This is a genomic window from Streptomyces sp. DSM 106670 (assembly GCF_055792845.1).
The window spans coordinates 3659611-3685733 of the sequence record NZ_CM147704.1 but is presented as its reverse complement, the minus strand read 5'-3'; the positions used below and the strand labels follow the sequence as shown (position 1 = coordinate 3685733).

Sequence of the window (26123 nt, the reverse complement as noted above, 5' to 3'; positions counted from 1 at the left end):
CAGCCTCGGCTCAGCTGAACTGCGCGACGCCGGAGGCGAACGAGGTGTCGCAGACGGGCCGGGAGAAGCGGTGCGCCCGGGTCGGGCCGTACTGCTCGACGGCCGCCTTGCCGAGCGCCTTCGCGATCGACATGCAGTGGCGGGCGAGGGACGGACGCTGCTCGACGGCGCGCTGGAGGCCCGTGAGCGCGGTGCCCGGGTCCTTCTCCTGGAGCTCCACGAGCAGCTTCTCGCGCAGGACGTCCTGCGGGGCGTGCGGCTTCGCGGGCTTGGACACGGTCTCCGAGGAGGCGGCCAGCAGCTGGGAGTCGCTGTCCGAGTCCGCCCACTGGACGCTGGTGACCGCGAGGGTCCCGGACAGAACCATGACGACGGGCAGGACGAGAGCGAGGGATCGGCCGATGCGGCGCGCGGTGTGGGTCACGCAGCGAGCGTAGCGGCCAGTGATGACTTGACGACATTTCGTCACCCTCTCGGGGGATGGTTCGACGCGCCCTTTCGAATACGAGGTTGACGAACCGGGGTGAAATGCCCTGTGTGCCGGGGTATTTGACACCACCCGACACCGAAACCCAAACCCGCCCGGACCACGCAAACGGCCCCGCACCGCCGGGCGATGCCGGGGTGCGGGGCCGCGCGTACGACAGGAGGCGGGTCAGTTGGTGAGCCGCTCGCCGGTGGAGGTCGCGAAGACGTGCAGCTCGTCCGGGCGCGGCACGACGTGCAGCTCGGTGCCCTTCTCCGGGACGGCACGGCCGCCGACGCGGACGACCAGGTCCTTGTGCTCGCCGCCGACCTGCGTGGAGCCGTAGACGAAGCCGTCGGCGCCGAGCTCCTCGACGACGTTGACGGAGACGGCGAGACCGGCCGGCTCGTCCGAGGTGTCCTTGGTCAGCGACTTCGCGGCGGCGCCACCGTGCTCGACGATGTCGAAGTGCTCGGGGCGGATGCCGACCGTGACGGTGGTGTCACCGCGGTCCGCGGCGGCGCTCAGCGCCTCACGCGACACCGGCACCACGCTGTTGCCGAACTTCACGCCGCCGTCGGTGATCGGGACCTCGACGAGGTTCATCGCGGGGGAGCCGATGAAGCCGGCGACGAAGAGGTTCGCCGGGCGGTCGTACATGTTGCGCGGCGAGTCGACCTGCTGGAGCAGCCCGTCCTTCAGGACCGCGACCCGGTCGCCCATGGTGAGGGCCTCGACCTGGTCGTGGGTGACGTACACGGTGGTGATGCCGAGGCGGCGCTGCAGCGAGGCGATCTGCGTACGGGTGGAGACACGGAGCTTGGCGTCGAGGTTCGACAGCGGCTCGTCCATGAGGAAGACCTGCGGCTCACGCACGATGGCCCGGCCCATCGCCACACGCTGACGCTGACCACCGGAGAGCGCCTTCGGCTTGCGGTCCAGGTAGTCGGTGAGGTCCAGCATCTTGGCGGCCTCTTCGACCTTCGCCCGGATCTCGGTCTTGTTCACACCGGCGATCTTCAGCGCGAAGCCCATGTTGTCCGCGACGGACATGTGCGGGTAGAGCGCGTAGTTCTGGAACACCATGGCGATGTCCCGGTCCTTCGGCGGCAGGTGCGTGACGTCGCGGTCACCGATACGGATCGCGCCGCCGTTGACGTCCTCAAGACCCGCGAGCATGCGCAGGGAGGTCGACTTGCCACAACCGGAGGGACCGACGAGGACGAGGAACTCACCGTCCGCGATGTCGATCTCGAGCTGGTCCACGGCCGGCTTCGTGGAGCCGGGGTAGACGCGGGACGCCTTGTCGAACGTGACACTGGCCATGCTGAATCTTCTCCTCAACCGGCAGGAACGTGCCGGACGATCCGAGTAGGGAGTGGTCTGGTCCACAGACGCGAACCTGCCGTGACGCTACCTGGCGTTTTCCGATCTGTCAGTAGTCCGGGGCACACGGAAAACGCGGACGGGCGGGGCGCGGGGTTGGTTAGACTGCTCCGGCACGCCTCCTTAGCTCAGCTGGCCAGAGCAACGCACTTGTAATGCGTAGGTCGTCGGTTCGAATCCGACAGGGGGCTCACCGTGAAGCCCGGGTCGGATGTTCTCCGACCCGGGCTTCTCCGCTGTGCGCGGCGCATGGCCGTTCAGTCCTTGTTCAGTGGGTCCTTATCGTGATGCCCCAGGCTCGCACTGAGCCGACTCCATGGGGGGAACCACATGCTCCGCATCCATTTCGGAGACGCGGATCTGGCCAGGACCCGACTGGCCCCCGCTCCCGATCCCCTGTTCGAGGTCGCCGCGAGCATGCACCGGCTGCAGTCCAGCCGGGGGCGCTGGGCGTATGCCGGGTGGTACCGGACGGCGCGGCGGGAGCTGCGGGAGAAGGGGTTGGAGCGGGCTCTGCGGGGTGTGCTGCTGCCCATGTATCCCCGGGCCGCGTATTACCCGGACTTTCTTACGCCGGCCACCGGGGTGGAGGGTCTGGAAGCGGGGCTGGAGGCGCTGCTGGCCACGCCGGCGCGGCGGGTCGAGGAGGAGGTCGGCATGCTCGACCGGCTCATCGGGGCGCCCGGGTGGGCCGGGCGGCTGGCGGAGCATGATGTGCGCCAGGAGTTCGTGGGGATTCTGCGTGCGTATTACGGTGCCGTCGTCGTGCCCCAGCAGGAGCGCATCCAGGCCCGGATCGAGGCCGAGCGGGCGGTGCGGGGCCGGGGGCTGCTGCAGGGTGGGGTGGAGGGCATGCTCGCCGGGCTCGGGCCCATGCTGCGGTGGTGTCCGCCGGTGCTGGAGGTCGCGTATCCGCGGCAGACGCAGGACCGGGACCTGTATCTGAACGGGCGTGGGCTCACTCTCGTACCGTCGTATTTCAACTGGGGCGAGCCCGTCGCGTTCGCCGATCCGGGGCTGCCGCCGGTGCTCTGGTACTCGTTGCTGCACGAGCCCGCGGCCCGCCCCCTGCGGGCCGAGGACCCCGAGCGGTCGCTGGCCAATCTGCTCGGGCGGGCCCGGGCGGTCGCCCTGCGGGTGGCGGCCGGTGGTGCCACCACGGGGGAGATCGCCCGTGCGGCCGGGGTTTCGGCGTCCGCCGCCAGTCGGCATGCCACCGTGCTGCGTGACGCGGGGCTCATCACGACCACCCGCAACGGGCCCGCTGTTCTGCATACGCTCACTCCCACCGGTGCGTCCGTTCTGCGCGCCGCCCAGGCCCGGGCGGGCGAGGAGTCCGCCGACGCGTCGGGCTGAGCCGGGGCGGCCACCGTTCTTCGGGTGGTGCCCCCGGTCCGTTGTGGCGGGGGCGAAGAACGGTGGCGGCCGGAATCGCCGGGGAGCGCGGGGTGTGATGCCTGGGCTCCGCCGTTCCCACTGTCGCCCGGGCGGCCTGGGCCCGGCCACACTGTTGAGGCTGAGCGAAAAAGCGCACGTCATCGTGTGGGGCGTGGGGCCGTCCGGTGGTGGGTGACGTGCTGTACGCGGTGCAGCAGGGTGCGGGTGTCGGGGCGGTCGGCGGGGGTGCGGGCCAGGCAGTCGCGGACGATCTCCCGCCAGGGGTGCGGCAGCGCGGCCGGCAGGCGGAGCGGTTGGGTGGTGTGCGCGTAGCGTGCCGCCGCGTCGCAGCGGGCCCCCGTCGTGCTGCCCGGGAACGGGAAAGCGCCGGTCAGGATGGTGTGGGCCAGGACGCCGAAGGCCCAGACGTCGACCGACGGCCGTACGCGCGCGCCCCGTTCGTCCATCTCCGGCCACAGCTGTTCGGGCGGGGTGTAGTCGCGGCTGGTGAAGGGGGGCGCGTAGGCGTGGGGTCCCTCCAGTTCGGCGGCCGTGTTGAAGTCGGCCAGCCGGACGGAACCGTCCGGCATCAGGAGGACGTTGGCCGGTTTGAGGTCCCCGTGCACCCAGCCCGCCGCGTGGAGCTGGGCCAGGCCTTCGCAGATCTGGAGCAGCACCGGGCCGGGGTCGGCCGGTGTCGGGGCGGTGGCCAGGCAGGAGTCGGCCCGTTCCAGGACCAGGACGGTGGCGCCGTCGAGTTCCGGGTGCCGGGGGTCGTCGACGACGAGGGTGTCGTACATCCGGATCAGCCGCGGTGACCGCAGCCGGCCGAGCAGTGCGATCTCCCGCTCGACCAGGTCGCGGAGTCGGTCCGGCCGGTGAGGGGTGCGGGCGTCGGTGGGCCAGAACTTCAGGGCGGCGGTACGGGGCAGGCCCCGGCCGCGGTGTGCCCCGTACACCGTGGTGAACGCACCGGACGCGAGGGGCCCGTGGACTTCCCACGCCCCGACGCGATAGCCGTGCGGGACGGTGACGGTGTGCCGGGCGGTGGTCATCCGCAGCCCTCGTGCGCGGGCGCGGCCAGTACGACGAGGTCGTCCTCGCGCACCAGGTCGAACCGCAGGGCGAGGGACGCCAGCGTGTCCTTCTTGCCGTTGGCGCGCCGGCCGGGTTCGGCGGCTTCCGGGCCCGGCCGGACCCGCAGTTTCAGGGCCAGGTAGTCGATGTTCCAGTAGACGGAGGAGCGGTTGACCGTCGGCCATGCGGGGCGCAGTCGCTGTACGAGCTGGTCGACGGCGGGGGTCGGGGCGTGCGGTTCGCCGCGCAGGCGGGGCTCGCACAGGGCGGCCAGGACGGCGAAGTAGCGCTTGGTCCGGTCGAGGGTGAAGGCGGGTGCGGTCGCGGAGCCCGGGAGTTCGCGGGTCTCGGTGCCGGCGAAGATCTGGCGTGGTGCCCATACGTCGAAGGTCAGCAGGTCGCCCGCCGCGGGCAGGACGACGCGGGAGAACTCGAACGCCACGGGTGCGGCCACCCGGCCGGGGGCGACCTTGATGTGCTCGCCCGCGCCTTCCGGGTTCTCCACCACGTAGGTCTGACCGGCGCTGCGGTTGGTCAGGAGCCAGAAGTCGCGCTGTGCGGAGATCTCCCCGGCGATCCGGTGGACGCCTTCGTGGGCGATGGTCAGGCCGCCGGGTGTCTCGCGTCGGCCGAAGGCCAGGCTTTCTCCGGAGGCGATCCTGATCTGGCCGTCCGGGTGCGCGCATGCCGGAGGCACGACGATGACGCTGTACATGGACTTGTCCCCTCATCAAGCCATGAGGGCCACCCTCCCCCGGTCCAACACGGGGGAGCGTAGGCGAGGTTGTCGTACGGAGCAAAGGGCTCCGGTGCCGGTGCGGCGTGCGTGTCGCCTGAGGTGCCGTGTGGTGTTGTGCGGTGCCGTGCGGTGCCGTGTGGTGCGTCAGGTGATGTCGTGTGGTGCCATGTGGTGCCATCGTGGCGCTATCGGTGGGGATGGTTCCCCTTCTTCTGGTTCTGCTGGTGTGGTTCTCTTCGGGGATGTGCAGGTCAGGGGCTTGTTCGCGGGTGGTGCGCCTGCATGGCTCGACGTGGTGCCAATTGTGTGCCACTATGGCGTCATGGATCTCACCCCCTACGTCGACCATCTCCGGCGGGAACTCGCCGTCTCCGCGGAGGCCGGCGGCGACGAAGCCCGGGCCCTGGCCGAGCGGCTCAGCGCCCCTCTGGAGTCCGCCGCCCGGCTGACCCTGCTCAATGTGCTCTCCGCTGCCATGGGCGAGGTCACCCGGGAGCTGGCGCCCGGTTCGGTCGATGTGCGGCTGCGCGGTCTCGATCCCGAGTTCGTGGTGACGCCGCCGCCCGCGCCCGAGCCGGTGCGGGAGGCGCAGGAGACGGTCGCGGCTCCGGCCGTGCCGTCGGCGGCGGACGCCGACGACGGCACCATGGTGCGGATCAACCTCCGCCTCCCGGCCCACCTCAAGGGGCGAGCCGAGAGCGCCGCGGCCGCGGAGGGCCTGTCGGTCAACGCCTGGCTCGTACGGGCCGTCTCCGTCTCCCTGGACGGCGGCGGGCGCGCGGGCGCACCGGGGCGTGGCAAGGACGTCGGCGGTCGCGGCGGTTTCACCGGCTGGGTCCGTTAGGGACGGTCCGGCACCGCCCGCCCCGGCACCGGGGCCCGCCTCGGACCACTTCACCGGCCGATCGCCGATCCGGCCGACGTCACTCATCGCTGAGCACCACGCGCTGATCACTCATCACTTACCGGGCCACTGGGCCAAGAGGACGGGACCGTCATGCCTTCTTTCGATACTCCTGAGCCGATCTCCGCCGTCATCGAGCTGGACGCCGGTACCGCCCGTATCACCGCCGGCAAGCGCACCGACACCGTCGTCGAGGTGCTGCCGGGCAACGGGTCCGACGAGGACGACGTACGCGCCGTGCAGCAGACCCAGGTCTCCTGCTCGGGCGGTCGGCTCACCGTCAGGACCCCGAAGAAGCGGTCCCTGTTCGGGAAGCCGGGCACCGTCGTGGTCACCGTCGAACTGCCCGCCGGGTCCGATGTGCGCGGCACCTCCGCCCTGGGCGGCTTCTTCTGCGAAGGCCCGCTCGGGGAGGTGCAGCTCACGACCTCGCTCGGCGACCTCCAGGTGGATCGGGCGGCCCGCGCCGAGCTCAGGACCGATCACGGGGACATCCGGCTGGACCGTTCCGCCGGGGACGCCGAAGTCGTCGGGTCCGGCCGGATCGAGGTCGGCGCGGTCGCCGGGGCGGCGGTCGTCAAGAACAGCAACGGTACGACCGGGGTCGACGAGGTCGGCGGTGAGCTGAAGGTCAACGCGGCCAACGGCGACATCTCCGTGGGCGTCGCGCACGGCGATGTCGTCGCCAAGTCCGCCAACGGGCGGATCGAGATCGGCGTCGCCCGTGCCGGGGTCGACGCGACCTCCTCCAACGGCCGCATCCGGGTCGGCGATGTGACCCGTGGCCGCATCGCTCTGCGCACCTCCGTCGGCGACCTCGAAGTGGGCATCCACGAGGGCACCGCCGCCTGGCTCGACCTGAACCCCAAGTTCGGCACCGTACGCAACGCGCTCGGCGCCGCCGCCGGTCCCGGGGACTCCGACGAGACCGTCGAGGTGCACGCCCGGAGCGGGGCCGGCGACATCATCGTCCGCCGCGCCTGAGCCCTCCCGCGCCTGATCCCGCTCACGCCCCGGCCCAGGCCCCGTCCACGCCCCGACCCCGTCCACGCCCGACCCACCGCTCGCGAAAGGGAATCAGCATGACTGTCATCCGGACCTCCGTGCCGTCGGCCGGCCGGGCCGCGACGCAGGCGATCTCCGCCACCGGGCTGCGCAAGTCCTACGGCGACAAGCTCGTGCTCGACGGCATCGACCTGTCGGTGCCCGAGGGCACCGTCTTCTCCCTGCTCGGCCCGAACGGCGCGGGCAAGACCACCGCCGTCAAGATCCTGTCCACGCTCATCACCGCCGACGCCGGCGAACTGCGGGTCGGCGGACACGATGTGGCCGCCGATCCGCAGGCCGTACGGGCCGCGATCGGCGTCACCGGGCAGTTCTCCGCCGTCGACGGGCTGATCACCGGCGAGGAGAACATGCTGCTGATGGCGGACCTGCACCATCTGTCCCGGCGCGAGGGGCGGCGGGTCGCCGCCGAACTGCTGGAGCGCTTCGACCTGGTGGAGGCGGCGAAGAAGCCGGCCGCGGGCTACTCGGGCGGTATGAAGCGCCGCCTCGACATCGCCATGACGCTGGTCGGCTCGCCGCGGATCATCTTCCTCGACGAGCCGACCACGGGTCTGGACCCGCGGTCCCGCCACACCATGTGGGGGATCATCCGCGAGCTGGTCGCCGGTGGTGTCACCGTCTTCCTCACCACCCAGTACCTGGACGAGGCCGACGAGTTGGCCGACCGTATCGCCGTGCTGAACGACGGGCGGATCGCCGCCGAGGGCACGGCCGAGGAGCTGAAGCGGATCGTCCCCGGCGGGCACGTCCGGCTCCGTTTCACCGATCCGGGCGCCTACCGGTCCGCCGCCTCGGCCCTGCGCGAGGCCGCGCGCGACGACCAGGCGCTGGCGCTGCGGCTTCCCAGCGACGGCAGCCCGCGTGAACTGCGGTCCGTCCTGGACTGGTTGGACTCGGCCGGGGTCGAGGCCGACGAGCTGACCGTCCACACCCCCGACCTCGACGACGTGTTCTTCGCGCTGACCGGCTCCGGCTCCGGCGCGTCCGCCCGTACCGACCAGCCGAAGGAGGCTGTCCGATGAGCTCGCTCGCCCTCGCCGCCCGTGACTCCACCACCATGCTGCGCCGCAACCTCCTGCACGCCCGGCGCTACCCCTCCCTCACCCTGAACCTGCTGCTCACACCTGTCATGCTCCTGCTGCTTTTCGTCTATGTCTTCGGCGATGTGATGAGCGCGGGCATCGGCGGCGGGGGCGCCGACCGTGCCGCCTACATCGCCTACATCGTGCCGGGGCTGCTGCTGATGACCGTCGGCTCCACGGTGGTCGGGACGGCCGTCTCCGTCTCCAACGACATGACCGAGGGCATCATCGCCCGCTTCCGCACCCTGGCGATCCACCGCGGCTCCGTGCTCGTCGGCCATGTCGTCGGCAGTGTGCTGCAGAGCGTGCTGAGCGTGGTCCTGGTGGGGGCCGTCGCCGTGGCCATCGGCTTCCGGTCGGCGGACGCCACGGTCGTGGAGTGGCTGGCGGCCTTCGGGCTGCTGGTGCTCTTCGCCACCGCCCTCACCTGGATCGCCGTCGGCATGGGGCTGATCAGTCCGAACGCGGAGGCCGCCAGTAACAACGCCCTGCCGATGATCCTGCTGCCGCTGCTGTCCAGCGCCTTCATCCCGGTGGGGACGATGCCGGGCTGGTTCCGGCCGATCGCGGAGTACCAGCCGTTCACGCCCGCCATCGAAACTTTGCGCGGCCTGCTGCTCGGCAGCGAGATCGGCCACAACGGCTGGCTCGCCGTGGCGTGGAGCCTCGGGCTGGTGGTGCTCGGCTACGTCTGGGCGACCTCGAAGTTCGGCCAGGACCCGCGGTAGCCGACGGGGAGTGTGGGGCTGCGGTGAGGGTCCGGGCCGATTTCTACCGAGGGGTAGGCGGCCCGGGATCCTTGTTATACCTTGCGTCTAACAAGCGGGTGGAGTGCTCGGGTGGCGGTGCGGGCCGTCGCCGCCGGCTCCGTACGGCCCGTAACAGCACGGCTGTCGACGTACGCACATCACCACGATCAAGGATCACCGCACTCGACCCAAGGAGCCGCAGCATGGCCGGCAGCACCGTTCCGTCGAAGGTCCAGGAAAGTCCCGAGGGCGACGACGTCGCGCGTCGGCTGCTCGACTCGGCCGCGCAACTGGCGTACGACCCGGCCACCGAGGTGGACTGGGAGACGCCGCTGGACAAGGAGTTCCACGGCGCGAGCCCGGAGTGGAGCAGCCTCTACGGCACCGCGTACTGGGCCGAGTTGACCGAGGCTCAGCGCAAGGAGCTCACCCGGCAGGAGGCGGCCTCGGTCGCCAGCACCGGGATCTGGTTCGAGATGATCCTCCAGCAGATGGTGCTGCGCGACATCTACATGAAGAACCCGGCGGGCGCGGAGTTCCAGTGGGCGCTCACCGAGATAGCCGAGGAGTGCCGCCACTCGATCATGTTCGCGCGCGGCGCGCAGAAGCTCGGCGCACCCCACTACCGGCCGCGGCGCGCGGTGATGGAACTGGGCCGCGCCTTCAAGACGCTGGCGTTCGGCGAGGCGGCGTACGCGGCGATCCTGGTGGCCGAGGAAGTCCTCGACGTGATGCAGCGGGACTGGATGCGCGACGAGCGGGTCGTGCCGTTCGTCCGCACCATCAACAACATCCATGTGGTGGAGGAGTCCCGGCACATGAAGTTCGCCCGGGACGAGACCCTCAAGCGGCTGGAGGGCGCGGGGTGGGCGCGGCGGCAGATCAACGCGTTCGTCGTCGCCGTCGCCTCGTACTTCATCGTGACCAGCATGGTGAACCCGGAGGTCTACCGGAAGGCCGGGCTCGACAAGCGCCGGGCGCTGGCCGCCGCGAAGAGCAACGCACACCACAAGTCGATGATGCGGTCGAGCTGTTCGGGGCTGATGGACTTCCTGGCCTCCGCCCGGCTGCTCACCAAGCCCGCCCTCGCGTTCTACAAGCGCGCGAACCTGATCTGAGCCGGGGCCATGACCTACGCGATCACCCAGACCTGCTGCAACGACGCCACCTGTGTGGCCGTGTGCCCGGTCAACTGCATCCACCCGACGCCGGAGGAACGTGCCTTCGGCTCCACGGAGATGCTCCACATCGACCCCCGGGCGTGCATCGACTGCGGCGCCTGCGCGGACGCCTGCCCGGTGGACGCGATCTTCCCGGTGGACGCGCTGTCCGCCGGGCAGCGGGAGTACGCGGACATCAACGCCGCCTATTACGAGGGCGGGGAGCGGCCTGCCGCCGGGGACGAGGTCGACGGGCCGAACTTCCATGTCTGGGGCGAGCCGGTCTTCGAGCGCAGTCTGCCGTCCGACTTCGGGCCGCTGCGGGTGGCCGTCGTCGGTACCGGTCCCGCCGGGATGTACGCGGCGCAGGATCTGCTGCTGCACACCGCCGCCGAGGTCACCCTGATCGACCGGCTGCCGGTGGCCGGCGGGCTCGTCCGGTACGGGGTGGCCCCCGACCACCCCGCGACCAAGAAGGTCGGCGACACCTTCTCGCGGTTCCACTCCCACCCCCGGGTCCGCATGCACCTGGGCATCGAGGTGGGCCGGGACGTCACCGCCGAGGAGCTGTCAGCCCATCACGACGCGGTGATCTACGCGGTCGGCGCGTCCACGGACAAGCGGCTCGGGGTGCCGGGCGAGGACAGTCCGGGGTGTGTCTCCGCGACCTCGTTCGTGGCCTGGTACAACGCCCATCCGGAGGCCGTCGCGCAGGGCGTCGATCTGTCGGCCGAGCGGGTCGTCGTGGTGGGCAACGGCAATGTCGCCCTGGACGTCGCCCGGATCCTGGTCGCCGACCCGGAGGTGCTCGCGGGAACCGACATCGCGGCCCACGCACTGGAGGCCCTGCGGGCGAGCCGGGTCCGGGAGGTGGTGGTGCTGGGGCGGCGGGGTCCCGAGGACGCCGCGTACACCCGTTCCGAACTCCTCGCGCTGAAGCATCTGCCGGGCGTGGAGCTGGTCGTGGACGACCACGATCCGCGTACGGGGGCGGAGATCGACGCGGCCGGGGCGGGCGACCGGGCCGGGGTGCTGCGGGGGCTGCCCCGGGTCCCGACGGACGCCGCGTCCCCCACGGACGGCGAGCGCCGGATCGTGCTCCGCTTCCACTCCGAGGTCGTGGAGATCCTCGGCGAGGGAGGCGGCGTGCGCTCCGTACGCGTCACGGACGGCAGTGACGGTGGCGGCGGTACGGCGGACCTGCGTGCCGGGCTGTTGCTGCGGGCCATCGGCTACCGGGGGCTGCCGGTTCCCGGGCTGCCGTTCGACGAGGCCTCGGGCACCGTCCCGCACGAGGGCGGCCGGGTCGCCGGGCTGCCCGGCAGCTATGTGGTCGGCTGGATCAAGCGGGGGCCCTCCGGCGGGATCGGCGCCAACCGCACCTGCGCGGCCGAGACGGTCGGCACGCTCCTGGCCGACGCGGTCGCCGGGACGCTGCCCGCCCCGACGGGCGACGCCAAGGCCTTCCGGCGCCTCGCCCGGCAGCGCAACCGCCGGGTCGTGGACGCCCGGGGCCTGGCCGCGATCGACCGTGCCGAACGGGACCGGGGGCGGCGCGACGGGCGGCCCCGGGTGAAGCTCGCCACCGTCGAGGAGCTGGTCGCCACGGCGAGGTCGGGGCGGCTGCTGCGGCTGGGCCGCTGACGTACGCCCGTATCGGCGCCGTACGCACGAAACACGGTCCGGGGCCCGGCGCCCGGGGTCCGGGGCCCCGGGCCCGGCGGTTCACCCCGCCGGACCCCGGACCCCGGACCTCAGACCCCGGGCCGCAGCCCGTATCCGTCCCCGTACTCGCACGCGTACCGCTCAGGCCTTGGTCGGCGAAACCTCCGACGCTTCCCGCGTCCCCGCCGGTCCGGTCGCGGCGGCGGGCGGAAGGAGCGCGGTCGCCGGGCGTACGGGGATGAGGGCGGCGACGACCGCGGCGGCGAGGCCGACTCCGCAGCCGATCAGCATCGCGACGCGGAAACCGTCCTGGGAGGGCAGCGGGAAGCCGCCGAAGTCCGTGGTCATCCGGGCCAGGACCACGCCGATGACCGCCGCCGCGAAAGACGTGCCGATCGAGCGCATCAGGGCGTTGAAGCTGTTCGCCGACGCGGTCTCGGACTGCGGCACCGCGCCCATGATGAGCGCGGGCATCGCCCCGTACGCGAAGCCGACGCCGGAGTTGCAGACGAGAGTGACGACCAGCAGGCTCCACGGGGAGTCCGCGCCGATCAGCGGTACGGACAGGCCGTAGCCGGCCGCGATGAGCAGGCTGCCGACGGCCAGGGTGACCTTCGGGCCCTTGGCGGCGGACAGCTTCGCGCCGACCGGGGACATCGCCATCATCATCAGGCCCGCCGGAGCCATCCAGAGGCCCATCGCGAGCATCGACTGCCCCAGGCCGTAGCCGGTGGCCTCGGGCAGCTGGAGCAGCTGGGGCACGACGAGGGACTGGGCGTACATCGCGAAGCCGACCAGGATCGAGGCGGTGTTCGTCATCAGGACCTGGGGGCGTGCGGTGACGCGCAGGTCGACCAGCGGGTCGCTCAGGCGCAGTTCCCACCAGCCCCAGGCGGGCAGCAGCACCAGTACGGCGGCGAAGAGCGTGAGCGTCGTCGCGCTGCCCCAGCCCCAGTCGGCGCCCTTGGAGACGGCGAGCAGCAGGCAGATCAGGGCGGCGCCGAGGCCGACGGCCCCGAGCAGGTCGAAGCCTCCGGACCGGGTGGCCGGGCGGTCCCCGGGGACCAGGGCCAGGATCAGCGCGCCGACCGCGAGGGCCAGCACGGCGACCACCCAGAACAGCACCCGCCAGCTGGTGTTCTCCGCGATGGCGGCGGCGAACGGCAGGCCCAGCGCGCCGCCGACGCCCATCGAGGCGCTCATGATCGCGATGGACGGGCCGAGCTTCTCGGCCGGTACGACATCACGCAGCAGGCTGATGCCGAGCGGGACGACGCCCATGCCCAGGCCCTGGAGTCCGCGCCCGGCGATCATCGGGACCACCGACGAGGACAGGGCGCAGACCACCGAGCCGAGGACCAGCGGGAGGAGCGAGAGCAGCAGCATGCGCCGCTTGCCGTACATGTCGCCGAGCCGGCCGGCGACGGGCGTGGCCACGGCGGCGGCCAGCAGGGTGGCGGTGATGACCCAGGAGGCGTTCGACGCGGAGGTGTCGAACAGCTTCGGCAGCTCCGCGATCAGCGGCACCACCAGGGTCTGGGTGAGCGCCGCCACGATGCCGGCGAAGGCCAGGATGCCGACCACGCCTCCCGGGCGGGCTGCGGGGGGTGAACTCTCCACGGGTACTGCTCCCTCTTGCCCTTCCGGGCGGTCCTTGCCCTTCCGGGCGGGGCGGCGGATGTGCCTACGGTGTTCGACTATGCAAGATACATGGAATGTGCATCATGCATAACAGATGCATAATGCACATCTATCGTGATAGTCCTGGTCAACGAAGGAAGAGCGCGTGGACAAGCCCATCGACCGGATCGAGCGCGAGACCATGCTGCTCGGCCGGTACATGCACATGGTCACCCCGCGCGTGGACTGGCAGCTCGACCGCTCCGCCTACATCCTGCTCAGCCGGATCCAGGTCGAGGGGCCCATGTCCATCGGCCAGCTCGGCGACGCCTTCCGGCTGGACGCCTCCACACTCAACCGGCAGACCGCCGCGATGCTGCGGGCCGGGGTCGTCGAGCGCATCCCGGATCCCGACGGCGGGATCGCCCGCAAGTTCGCCATCACCGAGGAGGGCGAACGCCGCCTCGACAGCGACCGGACCAGGAACGTGGCGGGCCTCGCGAAGGTCCTCGCGGACTGGACGCAGGAGGAGGCCGAACAGCTCGCCTCCTCCCTCGGCCGGCTGAACCTCTCCATCGAACGCCTCGACGGACGGCCCTGGCCCCGCGACTGATCCCGGGCGCCCGGGGCGGTGTCCTGGTCTACTGGAAGTGCGGGCCCCGATCCGGGATGGGGATGCTCATGCGACGCCGTCGACTCCGTACCCGTACGTTCCTCCCGGCTGCGGCCTGCGCCGGTGCCGCCGTGCTGCTGACGACCGGCTTCGCCCCGGCCGCCCCGGCCGACCGCGCCGACCCGCGTACCGAGGTCGCCGTCCTCGACATCCCCGCCATCGGCGTCGACGACCTGGACGTGGTGCCGTACGAGGGGACCACCGACGACCGCCCCGGCAGCCGGATCCAGGACCGGGGCGTGGCGGCCAGCCCGTACGGGGAGCGGGGCGGCGTCGGGCCCGGGGACGTCGGCAACTACCTCGTCACCGCCCACCGGTTGAGCGCCGGAGGGGTGCTGCGCGACCTGCCGGAGGCGGAGAAGGGCGATTCTGTGTACGTGACGGAGGACGGCACCCGCTACACGTACGAGATCACCGCCACCCGGCAGACCTCCTTCCGCAGCGAGCGCTCGCTCGCCGAGCAGCGGGCCGAGGTGCCGGGGAAGCCGGGCGAGGAGCCGACCCGGGCGATGATCACGCTCTCCACCTGCGCGACGCCTGAGGACGACGCGGCCGGGAACTTCTGGCGGGACGACCTCGGCAACCCCGAGCACCGGATCGACAAGGTGGGCGTGCTGGTGGCGGAGGAGGAGTCCTAGACGCCTTCCATCAGGTCAGTGGCGGCCCGCGATGCGGTCCGCGATCTTCGCGATGCGGTCGGTGCCGGGGCGCGGCGAGGTGGTCTCGCGGCGGTCGGCGGCGCGGTAGGCCGCGTACATGCCGTGGACGCCGAGCCAGCGGAAGGGCTCCGGCTCCCAGCGGCGGACCTTGTGGTTCACCCAGGGCAGGGCGGTGAGATCCGTGGGGCCCGCCTGGCCGGAGTCCTGCTGGATCAGGTCGCGCAGGGTGCGGGCGGCGAGGTTGGCGGTCGCGACGCCGGAGCCGACGTAACCGCCCGCGTATCCCAGGCCCGTGGAGCGGTCCAGGGTGACCGTGGCGCACCAGTCGCGCGGGACGCCGAGGACGCCGGACCAGGCGTGGTCGATGGGGACGCCCGCCGTGGTGGGGAAGAGCCGGACCAGCAGGTCGCGCAGGGCGGCCACGGTCGCGGGCCGGGTGCGGCCGTCGTCGTCGGTGGCCGAGCCGAAGCGGTACGGGTAGCCGCGGCCGCCGAGCGCGATGCGGTCGTCCGCGGTGCGCTGGGCGTAGAAGTAGGCGTGGGCCATGTCGCCGAGGGTCTCGCGGCCCTCCCAGCCGATGGTGTCCCAGACCCGGGCGGGCAGCGGCTCGGTGACGATCATGGAGGAGTTCATCGGGAGCCAGGTGCGCTTCTGGCCCTTGAGGCTCGCGGTGAAGCCCTCGGTGCAGCGCAGGACGTACGGGGCGCGGACCGTGCCGTACGGGGTGACGGCGTGCTTGGGCTTGATCTCGGTGACCGGCGTCGACTCGTGGATGGTGACGCCGAGCGCCTCCACCGCGTCCGCGAGGCCCTTGACCAGCTTGGCCGGGTGCAGCCGGGCCCCGTGCGGGGTCCAGCTGGAGCCGACGGCCCCGGTGACATGGACGCGCTCGGCGGTCTCGCGGGCGCCGCGCAGGACCCGGTCGGTCTCCCCGAAGGCGATCTCGACGCTGTGGAAGTCCTTGAGGCGGGCGAGCTGGGCGGGGGCGTGGGCCACCTCCAGGACGCCGCCCTGGTGGATGTCGGCGTCGATCTTCTCCTCGGCGGCGGCCCGGACGACCTCGCCGACCGTCTCGTTCATCGCCTTCTGGAGCCGTACGGCGGCCTCGTGGCCGTGCAGCCTGGCGTACCGGTCGCGGCCCGCGATCCCGTTGTACAGCCAGCCGCCGTTACGGCCGGAGGCCCCGTAACCGCAGAACTTGGCTTCCAGGACGGTGATGTTGAGGAAGGGGACGGCCTTCTTCAGGTAGTACGCCGTCCAGAGGCCGGTGTAGCCGCCGCCGACGATGCAGACGTCGACGCTCGTGTCGCCGGGGAGGGGTTCGCGCGGGGCGGGGGTGCCCTCCTGCGCGTACCAGAACGATATGCCGCCGACGACGGTACTGACGGTGCTCATGATGCCCCTGGTGTCCCTGCCCGGTCCGGTGCGATGCCGAGCGTACGTGTGGCGGGACGTTACTGCGCGCGGGGCCGTTCCGTCTCCCCGCACTTTCGCGGCCGCGTCGCCCCCGTCTCCCTAGGATCGGTGGAGTGATCGAGATCCCGGACGAGTTGGCCGCCACCCAGTCCGCCTTCAACGGAGCCGCCGGGCGGGCGTTCGTCGCCGCGCTGCCGGACCTCGCCGAGCGGTGCCTTCAGCGGTGGGGGCTGCGGCCGGACGGCCCGTCGATGTACGGGATGTGCGCGCTGGTCCTGCCGGTGGTGCGGGAGTCGGACGGGCGGCCCGCCGCGCTGAAGCTCCAGGCGGTGGACGAGGAGACGGCGGGCGAACCGGTCGCGCTGCGGGCGTGGGGCGTCGCGGGCGCCGGGGCGGTGGAACTGCTCGACCATGACCCGGAGAGCGGTGCGCTGCTGCTGGAACGGCTCGACGAGCGGCGGCCGTTGTCCGGCGAGGCCGATGTGCGGGGCGCGGTGACGGCGCTCGGCGCGGTGCTGGCCCAGCTGGTGGTGGTGCCCGCGCCGGAGGGGCTGCGCACGTTGGGCGACGTGGTGGAGCGGATGCTCTCGGAGGCGCCGGAGCGGGTGGGCCGGCTGGCCGACGCGGCGGACCGGCGGCTGCTCGCGGACTGCGCGGCGGCGGTACGGGAGGTCGCGGGCGAGCCGGGGGACCGGCTGCTGCACTGGGACCTGCACTACGACAACATCCTGGCCGGGCGCGCGGACGCGGGGCGGGCGGGGGAGTGGGTGGCGCTCGACCCGAAGCCGCTGGCGGGCGACCCGGGATTCGAGCTGTTCCCGGCGCTGGACAACCTCTTCGACGCCGAGGAGGTGGTGTGGCGGTTCGACGCGTTGACGGAGGCGCTGGGCCTGGACCGGGAGCGGGCGCGGGCCTGGACGCTGGGGCGGGTGCTCCAGAACGGGCTGTGGGGGGCCGAGGAGGGAAAGGTCCGGCTCGCCCCGGACCATGCGGAGATCGCGCGGCGGTTGCTGGGGCGGTGAGCGGGGCGGCGGGCTGTCTACGCTGCGCCCATGATTCGTATCGCCACCCCCGACGACATTCCCGTCCTGCACGCCCTCGTGCGTGAACTCGCCGCGTACGAGAAGGCCCTCGACGAGGTCGTCGCCTCCGAGGCGCAGTTGGCCGAGGCCCTGTTCGGCGACCGGCCCGCCGCGTACGCGCATGTGGCGACGGCCGACGACGGCAGCGCCGAGGTCATCGGGTTCGCCCTGTGGTTCCTCAACTTCTCCACCTGGCGCGGTGTGCACGGCATCTACCTGGAGGACCTGTACGTCCGCCCCGAGCGGCGCGGCGGCGGCCACGGCAAGGCGCTGCTGACGGAGCTGGCACGGATCTGTGTGGAGCGCGGGTACGAGCGGCTGGAGTGGTCGGTGCTCGACTGGAACGCCCCGTCCATCGCGTTCTACGAGTCGCTGGGCGCCCGGCCGCAGGACGAGTGGACGGTGTACCGGCTGACGGACGGGGCGTTGGCGAGCCTCGGGGGCGGCGGCACCCACTAGGGCCGTTACGGCTCCAGGACCACCTTGCCCATCGTGCCCCGGGTCTCCAGCGCCCGGTGGGCGGCGGCGGCCTCGGCCAGCGGGAAGCGCTGCACGGCGGGCCGCAGCCGGCCGGCCGCCGCCTCGGCGAGGGCGCGGGTCTCCAGGGCGCGCAGACCGCCGCCCCGCTCGATCATCCGCGGCCCGAGGACGGACCCGGAGGTGATGGAGCGTTCGGCCAGTTCCTCGTCGGTGAAGGTGAGCGGGCCCCCGTCGGTCCCCTGACCTGACCAGCCGTAGACGACGTGCTGTCCGCCGGGCCCGAGGAGGTCGACGGCGGCGCGGGCGGTGGTTCCGCCGACGGAGTCGTAGACGACGGTGGCGCGCAGGCCCGCCGCGTCGAGGAAGTCGCGGGCGTGGCGCGGCCAGTCGGGGCGGGTGTAGTCGAGCGCGAGGTCGGCGCCCTCGGCCTCGGCCCGTGCCACCTTCGCCGGGCCGCCGGCCAGCGCGATCACGGTGGCGCCGGCGTTCTTCGCGTACTGGACGACGAGCGTGCCGATGCCGCCCGCCGCCGCGGTCACGACGACCACGGACCGAGGGGTGAGCGGGGTGAACGCGAGGATGCCGAGCGTGGTGCGGCCGGTACCGATCATGGCGACGGCCTCGGCGGCGCCGAGCCCTTCGGGAATCTCGTGCAGCCGGTCGGCCTCGGTGACGGTGAGTTCGGCGTACCCGCCCGGCGCCATGCCGATGTGGGCGACGACGCGCTTGCCGAGCAGGCCGGCGTCCACGCCCTCGCCCACCGACTCGACGGTGCCGGCGACCTCACGGCCGGGGATGGTCGGGAGGTCGAGGGGCGCCGGGTAGGGGCCGGTCCCCCCTTCCCGCAGGGTCGTGTCCAGGAGGTGTACGCCGGCCGCGGCCACGGCGATACGGACCTGGCCGGGGCCGGGGACGGGGTCCTCGGTCTTCTCGTGCACGAGGTTCTCGGCGGGGCCGAAGGCGTGGAGGCGTACGGCGTGCATGAAGGCTCCCTGGAAACGTCGGGGCGGGCGGTGCCCCGGCCCCCGGGTGGCGGGGCGGGGCTGCTGCTCCCAGCCTCGGACCTCAGGTCCGGTTGAGGTCAACCCCGGATCCGGAGCGCCGTCCGGCCGCCTTCACGGCGAGCATCGCGGCTTCGAGGCCGCTGGTGAAGGAGACCTCGCTGAGGAGCCCGGGGGCGGCGACCTGGTCGCCCGCCAGGAAGACGCCGTCGCCCCGGACCACGGACGGCCGGTCCCGCCAGGTGGTGCCGGGGCGGTCGACGGCCCCGGTGCGGCCGTCGGCGAGCGCCTCGACGCGCCAGGTGGTGCGCTCCCGCCAGCCGGGGAAGCCGAGGTCGAGGAGGTCCTCGGCGCGGGCGGCCCCCTCCGCCCGGCGCGCGTCGGGGCCGATCGGGAACTGGCCCTGGAGCAGCTGCTCGCCGGCCGGGGCGAGGCCCGGGTCCTGGGCGGTGAACCGTTCCAGCCAGCCGGGCGCGTCCAGGTCCGACACGACGAACGCGTCACCGCGCCGGGTCCGCAGGGCCAGGTCCACCAGGACGGTGCGGCCGCTCTCCCAGGTGAGGGAGGCGTCGGCGAGGAGGGCGCGGGCGGAGTCGAGGGAGGTGGCGACGACCACCGGCCCGGTACGGGCCAGCTCGCCGAGCCTCCGGGTGTCGACCCGGGCGCCCGTCTCGACGGCCACTCCGAGGCCCCGGGCGTGGGCGGCCATCCGCTCGACGAGCCGCGCCCAGCCGCCGGCCGGGTAGCGGGCCTCGGGCGGGAGCGAGGCGAGGCGGCGGAAGCGCTCCTGGACGAACCGGGCGGAGAGCGCGCCGGGGTCGTGGTGGAAGAGGGCGGCGGCGGCGAAGTTCGCGGCGGCCCGGGCGCCCTCCTCGCCGATCTGTCCGGTGGCCCAGCTCCGGAAGTCGGCGTCCACGGGTGCGGTGCGGGCGCTGCGCCGGGCGAGCCGCAGCAGGGCGGCGGGCGGGACCCGGCGGGCGGCCCCGTCGCGGCGGAAGCGGAACCGGAGGCCTTCGAGGGGCGGTACGGAGACGACCGGCCCGAGCAGATCGCGCCGGGCCAGCCAGGTCCAGTGGGGCCCGCGCCGGTACAGGGCGTGCGGGCCCTCGTTGGCGCGGTGGGGGCCGTCCGTGGTCCTGGCCCGGCCGCCGAGGGTCCGGTGACCCTCGTGCAGGGTGACCCGGGCGCCGGATTCGGCCGCGGTGATCGCGGCGGTGAGCCCGGCGAGGCCGCCGCCGATGACGTGGATCTGCTCCATGGCTGGAACTCCTTCGCTTCTTTGATGATGCGACGGATCGGGGGCGGCGGCGCGTGACACGGGGCGCGGGGGCGTTGTCAGTGGGGTGCGTCACGATGGGGTCATGGCAACGAGTGCGGGCAGGACGGCAGGGGCGGCCAGGCCGGCCAGGGGCAAGAAGGAGACCGTCGCGGCGGCGCGGCGTCCGGAGGTGCGGCTGCCGCCGCTCGTTCCGTACGACGGCGAGGGCCTGGAGCCGGACGGCGACTACGACGGGCTGCGGTTCGACGGGGTGGACCTGGCGGACGCGTCGGGGCGCGGTGCGCGGTTCATGGACTGCGCCCTGGACAACTGCGCCCTGGACCGTACGGAGCTGGCGCGGGCCCGCTTCATCGACGCGGTGCTGACGGGCGTACGGGGCGTGGGCACGGACCTCGCGGAGGCGTCGCTGCGGGATGTGGAGGTGGTGGACGCGCGGCTGGGCGGGGTGCAGCTGCACGGTGCGGTGCTGGAGCGGGTGGTGGTGCGCGGCGGCAAGATCGACTACCTGAATCTGCGCAAGGCCCGGCTGAAGGACGTCGTCTTCGAGGGCTGCGTGCTCTCCGAACCGGACTTCGGGGACGCGCATCTGGTCCGGGTCGAATTCCGGGACTGCGTGCTGAAGCGGGCGGACTTCAGCAGCGCCCGGATGGAGTCGGTGGACCTGCGCGCGGTGGCCGAGCTGGACATCGCCCGGGGCGTGGACCGGCTGGCGGGCGCGGTGATCAGCCCGTCACAGCTGATGGAGCTGGCCCCGGCGTTCGCGGCGCAGATCGGGGTGCGCGTGGAGCCGTGACGGAGGGTACGGGGCCTCACATACGGGGGAAGCGGGCCTGGAGGTCCCAGATCACGGGGTTGTCGGCCAGGCCGTCGTGCATGTCGGCCAGGTCGGCGATCAGATCGTGCAGGAAGTCGCGGGCCTCGCGGCGCAGGAGGGAGTGACTGAAGGTGAGCGGCGGCTCGTCGCCTGGCATCCAGTCCGCCTCGACGTCGACCCAGCCGAAGCGCCGCTCGAAGATCATGACGTCCGAGGACTCGGTGAAGTCCAGCTCCGCGTACTGCCGCCGGTGCGAGCGGTTGCCGCGCGGGTCCTGGTCGATCTGCTCGACGATGTCGCACAACGCCCACGCGAAGTCGAGCACCGGCACCCATCCCCAGGCTGTGGACACCTCACGGTCCGCCTTGGTGTCCGCGAGGTAGACGTCGCCGGAGAACAGATCGTGCCGCAGCGCCCGGACGTCCGCGCGGCGGTAGTCGGTCTGCGGGGGATCGGGGAAGCGACGGGAGAGGGAGTAGCCGATGTCGAGCACGGATCGATGGTGTCATGCCAGGCCCGATGACCTTGTCGGCCGGCCCGGGCCCTGGCCCTCTCACGGCAGCAGGCGCTGCTCCTTCGCCACCGATACCGCGCCCGCGCGGGTGTCGACGCCGAGCTTGTCGTAGATGCGGCCCAGGTGGGTCTTGACCGTGGCCTCGCTGATGAACAGGGCGCGGGCGATGTCGCGGTTGCCGAGGCCCTGGGAGAGCTGGGCCAGGATGTCGCGTTCGCGGTCGGTGAGGGTGGGGCGGGGGCTGCGCATGCGGGCCATGACCCGGCTGGCGACCGGGGCCGAGAGTGTGGTGCGGCCCTGGGCGGCCGAGCGGATGGCGGCGAAGAGTTCCTCCGGGCGTTCCGCCTTCAGCAGGTAGCCGGTGGCACCCGCCTCGATGGCCCGGGTGATGTCGGCGTCGGTGTCGTACGTGGTCAGCACCAGGACGTGGACCGTGCCGTCGGCCGCGATGCGGCGGGTCGCCTCGACGCCGTCGATGCCCTCGCCCAGCTGCAGGTCCATGAGGACGACGTCCGGGGTGAGGCGGGCGGCGAGCACCACGGCCTCCTCGCCGCTGCCGGCCTCGCCGACGACCTCGATGTCCGGTTCGCTGCCGAGGAGGGCGAGCAGCCCGGCGCGGACGACCACGTGGTCGTCGCAGAGGAGGATCCGTACGGGGGGCGTCTGCGGGGACTGGCCGGTCATGCGGGTTCCTCCGGGGTGGTGGGGAGCGGGACCTCGGCGGAGAGCACCGTGCCCTCGCCCGGCGCCGACTCGATGGTGAGCGTTCCGCCGAGCTGGTGCACGCGGGCCCGGATCGCGGGGAGGCCGTGGCCCCGGACGCCGGCCGTCGGGCGGGGGCCGCCGGGCTCCACGGTGAAGCCGTGGCCGTTGTCGCCGACGTCCAGGACCACCCGGTCGCCGAGGTGGGTCAGGGTCAGCCCGGCGGCCGTCGCCCCGGAGTGCTCCCGCACATTGGCCAGGGCCCCCTGGGCGATGCGCAGCAGGGCGGACTGCACCCGGTCCGGCAGCGGGGCGTGCGGGGTGCCCTCCACATGGCAGTGGACGGTGAGCGCGCCCGCCGCCTGGGCGCTCTCGCGGGCCGCCAGCGCGTGCAGGGCCGCCTCCAGGCCGCCGCCCTCCGCCAGGTCGGCCGGGGCCAGGTCGTGGACGAAGCGGCGGGCCTCGGCGAGGTTGCGTTCCGCGATGCCGGTGGCCGTACGGACATGGCGGCGGGCGGCGTCCGGGTCGGCGCTCCAGGTGCGGTCGGCCGCCTGGAGCAGCATCTGCTGGCTGGACAGGCCCTGCGCCAGGGTGTCGTGGATCTCCATGGAGAGCCGCTGGCGCTCGGCGAGCGTGCCTTCGCGCCGCTCGGTGGCGGCCAGTTCGCGCCGGGTGCGGAGCAGGTCGTCGATCAGCTCGCGCTGGCGTGCGGCCAGTTCCCGCTGGCGTACCGCCTGACGTTGCATATGGACGAAGACGGCGGTCGCCACGGCCGCCACGGCGGGCGGGGCCAGCACCAGGTTCGGGTCGAAGCCGGTGGCCAGGCGCAGTTGCGCGGCCACCACGAACGCGGTGAGCAGGGCCACCAGTGCGAGGGCCGCGCGCGGCGGCAGGATGCGCAGCCCGGTGTAGAAGAGCGGCACCGCGCACCACGCGAAGCTCGGCGCGAGCACGACCAGCACCATCCAGACGAGGACGAGCACGCCGAGCCAGGTGAGCCGGCGCGGGGTGGGGCGCGAGCCGAGGACGGGGCCGAGGAGGTACAGCACCGCCAGGGTGATCGACAGGGCGATGATCCACGGGGTGCGGGCCTCGCCGGGGTGCCGCATCAGGAACCGGGTCAGCGAGGCGCCCAGCAGCAGGAAGAACGCGGCGTGCATGAGGAGCGCGAGCCAGCGGGCGTCGGGGTCGGACCCGGAGATCCCGGAGATTCCGGCGAGCCCAGAGCTCTCGGCCTCGGACCTGGAGATCCCGGAGCTCTCGGCCTTGGGCCCGGAGATCCCGGAGCCCTCGGCCTCGGGCCTGGAGATCCTGGAACTCCCGGCCCCGGCACCGGAGCCCTCGGTCGCCTCCGGCGAACCGCTGCGGTGCTCCACCCCGTACCTCGCGTTCCGTTGCTGACCTGCGTAAACCTCTCCATGGTGACCCGATCCGGTCACCCCCGCATCAACCGATCGGCTGATGGGGGCGTCGACCGACCCGCGCGCCGCTTGCAGCCGGTACGTCGACCGTACGGGGCCGGATCCGCCGGGAGGATCGATACCAGAGCGAAACGCCCGGACACCTCCGGACCGCCTCGCACCCCGAACCCCCGGGCCGCCCCCGGATACCAAGGAGCCACCATGAAGAAGCTGTCGCTGCGCACCCGTGTCGTCACCGGCGCCGTCGTCGTCGCCGCCCTCGGGGCCGGCACCTTCGGCGCGATGTCCGCGAGCGCCTCCTCCCCGGCGGCCGCCCCGGCTGCCGCGGTCAAGGCCGACACGAGCAACCGCAACCTCCAGCAGACGACGCACCTGACCGTCGCCGCCGCCACCAAGGCCGCGCAGGCCACGCTGGACGCGGCGAAGAAGGAGAACCAGCGGGTCTCCGTCGCGGTCGTCGACCGTAACGGCAACACCATCGTCACCCTGCGCGGCGACGGCGCGGGCCCGCAGTCCCCCGAGTCCGCGGTGAAGAAGGCGTACACCGCCGTCTCCTGGAACGCCACCACCTCCGAGCTGACCAAGCGCCTGGAGCAGGCCCCGAACCTGAAGGACATCCCCGGCACCCTGTTCCTCGCGGGCGGCGCCCCGGTCCAGGTCAAGGGCGCCCCGGTGGCGGGCATCGGGGTGGCCGGCGCGCCCAGCGGCGACCTCGACGAGAAGTTCGCCCAGGCGGGCGTCGCCGCCCTCGCCCGGTAGTCACCTCCGCACGACCGACGGGAACGGAGTACCCATGAACGCCCTCGATCACGACCTGCTCACCGCCGCGCGCACCGGCGACACCGAAGGTGTGCGCACCGCGATCGAGGGCGGCGCCCGGGTCGACGTCCGCGACGAGGAGTTGCGTACGCCGCTGCTCCTCGCCGTCCACGGCGACCACGTCGAGGCGGCCCGGCTGCTCGTGGCCGCCGGGGCCGACCCGAACGCCCAGGATCTGCGCGAGGACAGCCCGTGGCTGGCCACCGGCGTCACCGGCAGCGTCGCGATGCTGCACGTGCTGCTGCCGGCCGGCCCGGACCTGACCCTGCGCAACCGGTTCGGCGGCGTCTCCCTCATCCCGGCGAGCGAGCGCGGCCATGTCGCGTACGTACGGGAGGTGCTGCGGGTCACCGACATCGACGTCGACCACGTCAACCGGCTCGGCTGGACCGCCCTGCTGGAGGCGGTGATCCTCGGCGAGGGCGGGCTCGCGCACCAGCAGGTCGTGGAGCTGCTGCTCGCGGCCGGGGCGACCCGGGACCTGCCGGACGGCGACGGGGTCACCCCGCTCGCCCACGCCGAACGACGCGGCTTCGCCGAGCTCGCCGCCCTGCTGCGGACCGCCTCATGACCGGCTCCCGCGCTGCTTCCGGGGCCCCTGACGCCCGCGCCGCCTCCGGGGCCCCCGAAGCCCGCGAGACCCTGCGCGCGCGCAGCCCCCGCGCCCCCCGCGCCGCCTCCCGGACCCCCGCCCCCCGCGCGCACCGGCCCACCCCCGCATCCCGCGCCCGCCGCCTCACCCTCGGCCTTCTCGCCGCCGCCCTGCTCGCCGGGTGCGCGTCCGGTACGACGGAGGCGGCACCGGCAACGGGCGCCCCGGACGCCTCCGCCGCGTCCGGCGCCGTCGCGGCCCCCGACCCCTCGCGCGCCCCCACCGGCCGCACCCCCGAAGGCACGCTCCTCGTCGCCGACTCCGGCAGCGACACCGTGACCTTCGTCGACCCGGGCCGGGACGGTTCCGGCCGGGGCGGGGCCCCCATCGCCTCGGTGAAGGTCGGCACCGCGCCCTACGGCCTCGTCGTCGGCGAGGACGGGCGGGCCTGGGTCGCCACCGCCGAAGGTGTCGCGGTCGTCGACACGCGGCAGCGGACCCGGCTCGCGCTCGTCCCGTACGCGACGGAGTCCGGCCCGGTCACCACCGGCGAGTACCGGGGCGGCGGCATGGGCATCGCCCTGGCCCCGGACGGGAAGCACGTCTACGTCGGGGTCAACGTGCCCGGCCGCGACGGCACGGTCGAGGTCATCGACACCGCGACCCGCGAGGTCACCGGTACCGCGCCGGTCGGCATGCGCCCCTTCGACGTCGACGTGTCGCCGGACGGCCGGGAGGTGTACGCCACCGATCACGACTCCTTCGACGTGACGGCGGTGGACGCCCGTTCGCTGGAGACCCGGCGCATGGAAGTCGCTCCGTACGGCACCGAGGGCGGGCTCGGCTCCTGGCTGAAGCCGCACTACGCCGTCGTACGCCCCGCCGACGGCAAGCTGCTGCTGCCCTTCGAGGGGGAGCGGCTGGCCGTGCTCGATCCGCGCACCGGGAAGGTGACGATCGAGCGGATGACCGCCGACACCCACCAGCACGGCGCGGCCCTCGCCCCCGACGGCACCCTCCTCGTGGTCGGCACCGGTCCGATCGGCCCGGACGACGAGGACCCCTCGCTCACCGTCCGTACCCCCGACGGCTGGGAACGGGTCGTTCCGCTGGACGGGCCGCACGAGGACGTGGCGGTGTCCGAGGACGGCCGCACGGCGTACGTCACCGGCGGTTTCACCCGCGACGGGTACTGGAACGGCATCACGGTCGTCGACCTGGACGACGAGGAGAGTGAGCCGGTTCGGCTGACCGCGGGCAACCGGCCGCTCGGTATCGCCGTCCTCTGAGCTGGAGCCGCCCGTTCTTCCCCCGAGGCGGGCGGCTCCTTCCGCCCCGGCCCCGGTGAACGGCCCGGGCCACGGTCCCGGGCCACGGC

At 73.1% G+C, this 26123-nt stretch carries 26 protein-coding genes and 1 tRNA gene; 16 read left to right on the top strand and 11 right to left on the bottom strand.

Translation table 11 applies throughout. From position 1 onward, the window contains the following. Positions 1 to 10: 10 nt before the first annotated feature. Positions 11 to 424: a hypothetical protein gene (locus ACSMXR_RS16265; protein ID WP_103508076.1), complete on the bottom strand. Its 414-nt coding sequence runs from the start codon at positions 422 to 424 to the stop codon at positions 11 to 13. A 231-nt stretch (positions 425 to 655) separates the two neighbouring features. Next, the gene (locus ACSMXR_RS16260) at positions 656 to 1792 is read right to left on the bottom strand and encodes an ABC transporter ATP-binding protein (RefSeq protein WP_137234909.1); all 1137 of its coding nucleotides are present in this window, start codon (positions 1790 to 1792) and stop codon (positions 656 to 658) included. 177 nt (positions 1793 to 1969) lie between these two features. Between ACSMXR_RS16260 and ACSMXR_RS16255 the strand changes: the two genes are divergently transcribed. Both ACSMXR_RS16255 and ACSMXR_RS16250 read left to right on the top strand, forming a co-directional pair. After that, positions 1970 to 2043: transfer RNA gene (locus ACSMXR_RS16255), tRNA-Thr, on the top strand. A gap of 139 nt (positions 2044 to 2182) precedes the next feature. After that, the gene (locus tag ACSMXR_RS16250; RefSeq protein WP_473172190.1) at positions 2183 to 3208 is read left to right on the top strand and encodes a MarR family transcriptional regulator; all 1026 of its coding nucleotides are present in this window, start codon (positions 2183 to 2185) and stop codon (positions 3206 to 3208) included. A 179-nt stretch (positions 3209 to 3387) separates the two neighbouring features. Here ACSMXR_RS16250 and ACSMXR_RS16245 read toward each other — a convergent pair whose 3' ends face one another. Together ACSMXR_RS16245 and ACSMXR_RS16240 are read right to left on the bottom strand one after the other, a co-directional pair. Further along, positions 3388 to 4284: a serine/threonine-protein kinase gene (locus ACSMXR_RS16245; RefSeq protein WP_473172189.1), complete on the bottom strand. Its 897-nt coding sequence runs from the start codon at positions 4282 to 4284 to the stop codon at positions 3388 to 3390. Then, positions 4281 to 5021 carry an FHA domain-containing protein gene (locus ACSMXR_RS16240; RefSeq protein ID WP_473172188.1) on the bottom strand — a complete coding sequence of 247 codons (741 nt, stop codon included), beginning with the start codon at positions 5019 to 5021 and terminating at the stop codon, positions 4281 to 4283. The genes ACSMXR_RS16245 and ACSMXR_RS16240 overlap by 4 nt, the downstream gene beginning before the upstream one ends. A gap of 346 nt (positions 5022 to 5367) precedes the next feature. On the opposite strand from ACSMXR_RS16240, the gene ACSMXR_RS16235 reads away from it, so the two are divergent. From ACSMXR_RS16235 to ACSMXR_RS16210, 6 genes are all read left to right on the top strand, one after another. Beyond that, the gene (locus ACSMXR_RS16235) at positions 5368 to 5889 is read left to right on the top strand and encodes a hypothetical protein (protein ID WP_473172187.1); all 522 of its coding nucleotides are present in this window, start codon (positions 5368 to 5370) and stop codon (positions 5887 to 5889) included. Between the two features lie 153 nt (positions 5890 to 6042). Then, positions 6043 to 6933 carry a DUF4097 family beta strand repeat-containing protein gene (locus tag ACSMXR_RS16230; RefSeq protein WP_473172186.1) on the top strand — a complete coding sequence of 297 codons (891 nt, stop codon included), beginning with the start codon at positions 6043 to 6045 and terminating at the stop codon, positions 6931 to 6933. A gap of 98 nt (positions 6934 to 7031) precedes the next feature. Then, positions 7032 to 8039: an ATP-binding cassette domain-containing protein gene (locus ACSMXR_RS16225; protein ID WP_473172185.1), complete on the top strand. Its 1008-nt coding sequence runs from the start codon at positions 7032 to 7034 to the stop codon at positions 8037 to 8039. Beyond that, a complete protein-coding gene (locus ACSMXR_RS16220) occupies positions 8036 to 8827 on the top strand; it encodes an ABC transporter permease (RefSeq protein WP_473172184.1) in 792 nt (263 codons plus the stop codon). The genes ACSMXR_RS16225 and ACSMXR_RS16220 overlap by 4 nt, the downstream gene beginning before the upstream one ends. A gap of 224 nt (positions 8828 to 9051) precedes the next feature. Then, positions 9052 to 9966, top strand: coding sequence for an AurF N-oxygenase family protein (locus ACSMXR_RS16215; RefSeq protein ID WP_137234917.1), 915 nt, complete (start codon positions 9052 to 9054; stop codon positions 9964 to 9966). A 9-nt stretch (positions 9967 to 9975) separates the two neighbouring features. After that, on the top strand, positions 9976 to 11652 hold the full coding sequence (locus tag ACSMXR_RS16210) for an FAD-dependent oxidoreductase (protein ID WP_473172183.1): 1677 nt from the start codon (positions 9976 to 9978) through the stop codon (positions 11650 to 11652). A gap of 162 nt (positions 11653 to 11814) precedes the next feature. Here ACSMXR_RS16210 and ACSMXR_RS16205 read toward each other — a convergent pair whose 3' ends face one another. Next, positions 11815 to 13293 carry an MFS transporter gene (locus ACSMXR_RS16205; protein WP_473172182.1) on the bottom strand — a complete coding sequence of 493 codons (1479 nt, stop codon included), beginning with the start codon at positions 13291 to 13293 and terminating at the stop codon, positions 11815 to 11817. A 166-nt stretch (positions 13294 to 13459) separates the two neighbouring features. On the opposite strand from ACSMXR_RS16205, the gene ACSMXR_RS16200 reads away from it, so the two are divergent. Then, positions 13460 to 13906: a MarR family winged helix-turn-helix transcriptional regulator gene (locus ACSMXR_RS16200; protein WP_473172181.1), complete on the top strand. Its 447-nt coding sequence runs from the start codon at positions 13460 to 13462 to the stop codon at positions 13904 to 13906. A 68-nt stretch (positions 13907 to 13974) separates the two neighbouring features. Then, complete coding sequence (locus tag ACSMXR_RS16195; RefSeq protein WP_364887348.1) at positions 13975 to 14604, top strand: class E sortase; 630 nt, start codon at positions 13975 to 13977, stop codon at positions 14602 to 14604. 15 nt (positions 14605 to 14619) lie between these two features. Here ACSMXR_RS16195 and ACSMXR_RS16190 read toward each other — a convergent pair whose 3' ends face one another. After that, entirely contained in the window at positions 14620 to 16020 is a 1401-nt protein-coding gene (locus ACSMXR_RS16190) for an NAD(P)/FAD-dependent oxidoreductase (RefSeq protein ID WP_473172180.1), read from the bottom strand. Between the two features lie 134 nt (positions 16021 to 16154). Here ACSMXR_RS16190 and ACSMXR_RS16185 point away from each other — a divergent pair, with 134 nt between their 5' ends. Further along, complete coding sequence (locus ACSMXR_RS16185; RefSeq protein ID WP_473172179.1) at positions 16155 to 17063, top strand: aminoglycoside phosphotransferase family protein; 909 nt, start codon at positions 16155 to 16157, stop codon at positions 17061 to 17063. A gap of 30 nt (positions 17064 to 17093) precedes the next feature. Then, positions 17094 to 17582, top strand: coding sequence for a GNAT family N-acetyltransferase (locus tag ACSMXR_RS16180; RefSeq protein WP_137234924.1), 489 nt, complete (start codon positions 17094 to 17096; stop codon positions 17580 to 17582). Positions 17583 to 17587: 5 nt separating this feature from the next. Here the strand turns inward: ACSMXR_RS16180 and ACSMXR_RS16175 are convergent, their stop codons facing one another. After that, positions 17588 to 18586 (bottom strand): zinc-binding dehydrogenase, encoded by a 999-nt coding sequence (locus ACSMXR_RS16175; RefSeq protein ID WP_473172178.1) that lies wholly within the window; start codon positions 18584 to 18586, stop codon positions 17588 to 17590. An 82-nt stretch (positions 18587 to 18668) separates the two neighbouring features. Beyond that, positions 18669 to 19862 carry an FAD-dependent oxidoreductase gene (locus ACSMXR_RS16170; protein WP_473172177.1) on the bottom strand — a complete coding sequence of 398 codons (1194 nt, stop codon included), beginning with the start codon at positions 19860 to 19862 and terminating at the stop codon, positions 18669 to 18671. A gap of 103 nt (positions 19863 to 19965) precedes the next feature. Here ACSMXR_RS16170 and ACSMXR_RS16165 point away from each other — a divergent pair, with 103 nt between their 5' ends. After that, entirely contained in the window at positions 19966 to 20676 is a 711-nt protein-coding gene (locus ACSMXR_RS16165; RefSeq protein ID WP_381854777.1) for a pentapeptide repeat-containing protein, read from the top strand. Positions 20677 to 20692: 16 nt separating this feature from the next. On the opposite strand, the gene ACSMXR_RS16160 is transcribed toward ACSMXR_RS16165, so the two are convergent. From ACSMXR_RS16160 to ACSMXR_RS16150, 3 genes are read right to left on the bottom strand one after another with little or no spacing between them, the layout of a single operon-like run. Further along, positions 20693 to 21190, bottom strand: a complete 498-nt coding sequence (locus ACSMXR_RS16160; RefSeq protein ID WP_137234927.1) for a hypothetical protein — start codon at positions 21188 to 21190, stop codon at positions 20693 to 20695. Between the two features lie 60 nt (positions 21191 to 21250). Continuing rightward, positions 21251 to 21895 (bottom strand): response regulator, encoded by a 645-nt coding sequence (locus ACSMXR_RS16155; RefSeq protein ID WP_137234928.1) that lies wholly within the window; start codon positions 21893 to 21895, stop codon positions 21251 to 21253. Beyond that, positions 21892 to 23289 carry a sensor histidine kinase gene (locus ACSMXR_RS16150; protein WP_473172176.1) on the bottom strand — a complete coding sequence of 466 codons (1398 nt, stop codon included), beginning with the start codon at positions 23287 to 23289 and terminating at the stop codon, positions 21892 to 21894. The genes ACSMXR_RS16155 and ACSMXR_RS16150 overlap by 4 nt, the downstream gene beginning before the upstream one ends. A gap of 246 nt (positions 23290 to 23535) precedes the next feature. On the opposite strand from ACSMXR_RS16150, the gene ACSMXR_RS16145 reads away from it, so the two are divergent. Genes ACSMXR_RS16145 through ACSMXR_RS16135 form a run of 3 tightly spaced genes read left to right on the top strand, consistent with a single transcriptional unit; the run spans position 23536 to position 26034 of the window. After that, a complete protein-coding gene (locus ACSMXR_RS16145) occupies positions 23536 to 24093 on the top strand; it encodes a GlcG/HbpS family heme-binding protein (protein ID WP_137234929.1) in 558 nt (185 codons plus the stop codon). A gap of 34 nt (positions 24094 to 24127) precedes the next feature. Continuing rightward, the gene (locus tag ACSMXR_RS16140; RefSeq protein ID WP_473172175.1) at positions 24128 to 24724 is read left to right on the top strand and encodes an ankyrin repeat domain-containing protein; all 597 of its coding nucleotides are present in this window, start codon (positions 24128 to 24130) and stop codon (positions 24722 to 24724) included. Further along, positions 24721 to 26034, top strand: coding sequence for a YncE family protein (locus tag ACSMXR_RS16135; RefSeq protein WP_473172174.1), 1314 nt, complete (start codon positions 24721 to 24723; stop codon positions 26032 to 26034). The genes ACSMXR_RS16140 and ACSMXR_RS16135 overlap by 4 nt, the downstream gene beginning before the upstream one ends. The last annotated feature ends 89 nt before the right edge of the window (positions 26035 to 26123 follow it).

Coding starts and splice junctions, on each gene's coding strand:
- ACSMXR_RS16210 (WP_473172183.1), top strand. CDS start 9,976: ATGACCTACGCGATCACCCAGACCTGCTGCAACGACGCCACCTGTGTG.
- ACSMXR_RS16260 (WP_137234909.1), bottom strand. CDS start 1,792: ATGGCCAGTGTCACGTTCGACAAGGCGTCCCGCGTCTACCCCGGCTCC.
- ACSMXR_RS16215 (WP_137234917.1), top strand. CDS start 9,052: ATGGCCGGCAGCACCGTTCCGTCGAAGGTCCAGGAAAGTCCCGAGGGC.
- ACSMXR_RS16175 (WP_473172178.1), bottom strand. CDS start 18,586: ATGCACGCCGTACGCCTCCACGCCTTCGGCCCCGCCGAGAACCTCGTG.
- ACSMXR_RS16170 (WP_473172177.1), bottom strand. CDS start 19,862: ATGGAGCAGATCCACGTCATCGGCGGCGGCCTCGCCGGGCTCACCGCC.
- ACSMXR_RS16235 (WP_473172187.1), top strand. CDS start 5,368: ATGGATCTCACCCCCTACGTCGACCATCTCCGGCGGGAACTCGCCGTC.
- ACSMXR_RS16195 (WP_364887348.1), top strand. CDS start 13,975: ATGCGACGCCGTCGACTCCGTACCCGTACGTTCCTCCCGGCTGCGGCC.
- ACSMXR_RS16230 (WP_473172186.1), top strand. CDS start 6,043: ATGCCTTCTTTCGATACTCCTGAGCCGATCTCCGCCGTCATCGAGCTG.
- ACSMXR_RS16135 (WP_473172174.1), top strand. CDS start 24,721: ATGACCGGCTCCCGCGCTGCTTCCGGGGCCCCTGACGCCCGCGCCGCC.
- ACSMXR_RS16155 (WP_137234928.1), bottom strand. CDS start 21,895: ATGACCGGCCAGTCCCCGCAGACGCCCCCCGTACGGATCCTCCTCTGC.
- ACSMXR_RS16165 (WP_381854777.1), top strand. CDS start 19,966: ATGGCAACGAGTGCGGGCAGGACGGCAGGGGCGGCCAGGCCGGCCAGG.
- ACSMXR_RS16240 (WP_473172188.1), bottom strand. CDS start 5,021: ATGTACAGCGTCATCGTCGTGCCTCCGGCATGCGCGCACCCGGACGGC.
- ACSMXR_RS16190 (WP_473172180.1), bottom strand. CDS start 16,020: ATGAGCACCGTCAGTACCGTCGTCGGCGGCATATCGTTCTGGTACGCG.
- ACSMXR_RS16250 (WP_473172190.1), top strand. CDS start 2,183: ATGCTCCGCATCCATTTCGGAGACGCGGATCTGGCCAGGACCCGACTG.
- ACSMXR_RS16225 (WP_473172185.1), top strand. CDS start 7,032: ATGACTGTCATCCGGACCTCCGTGCCGTCGGCCGGCCGGGCCGCGACG.
- ACSMXR_RS16140 (WP_473172175.1), top strand. CDS start 24,128: ATGAACGCCCTCGATCACGACCTGCTCACCGCCGCGCGCACCGGCGAC.
- ACSMXR_RS16220 (WP_473172184.1), top strand. CDS start 8,036: ATGAGCTCGCTCGCCCTCGCCGCCCGTGACTCCACCACCATGCTGCGC.
- ACSMXR_RS16180 (WP_137234924.1), top strand. CDS start 17,094: ATGATTCGTATCGCCACCCCCGACGACATTCCCGTCCTGCACGCCCTC.
- ACSMXR_RS16145 (WP_137234929.1), top strand. CDS start 23,536: ATGAAGAAGCTGTCGCTGCGCACCCGTGTCGTCACCGGCGCCGTCGTC.
- ACSMXR_RS16245 (WP_473172189.1), bottom strand. CDS start 4,284: ATGACCACCGCCCGGCACACCGTCACCGTCCCGCACGGCTATCGCGTC.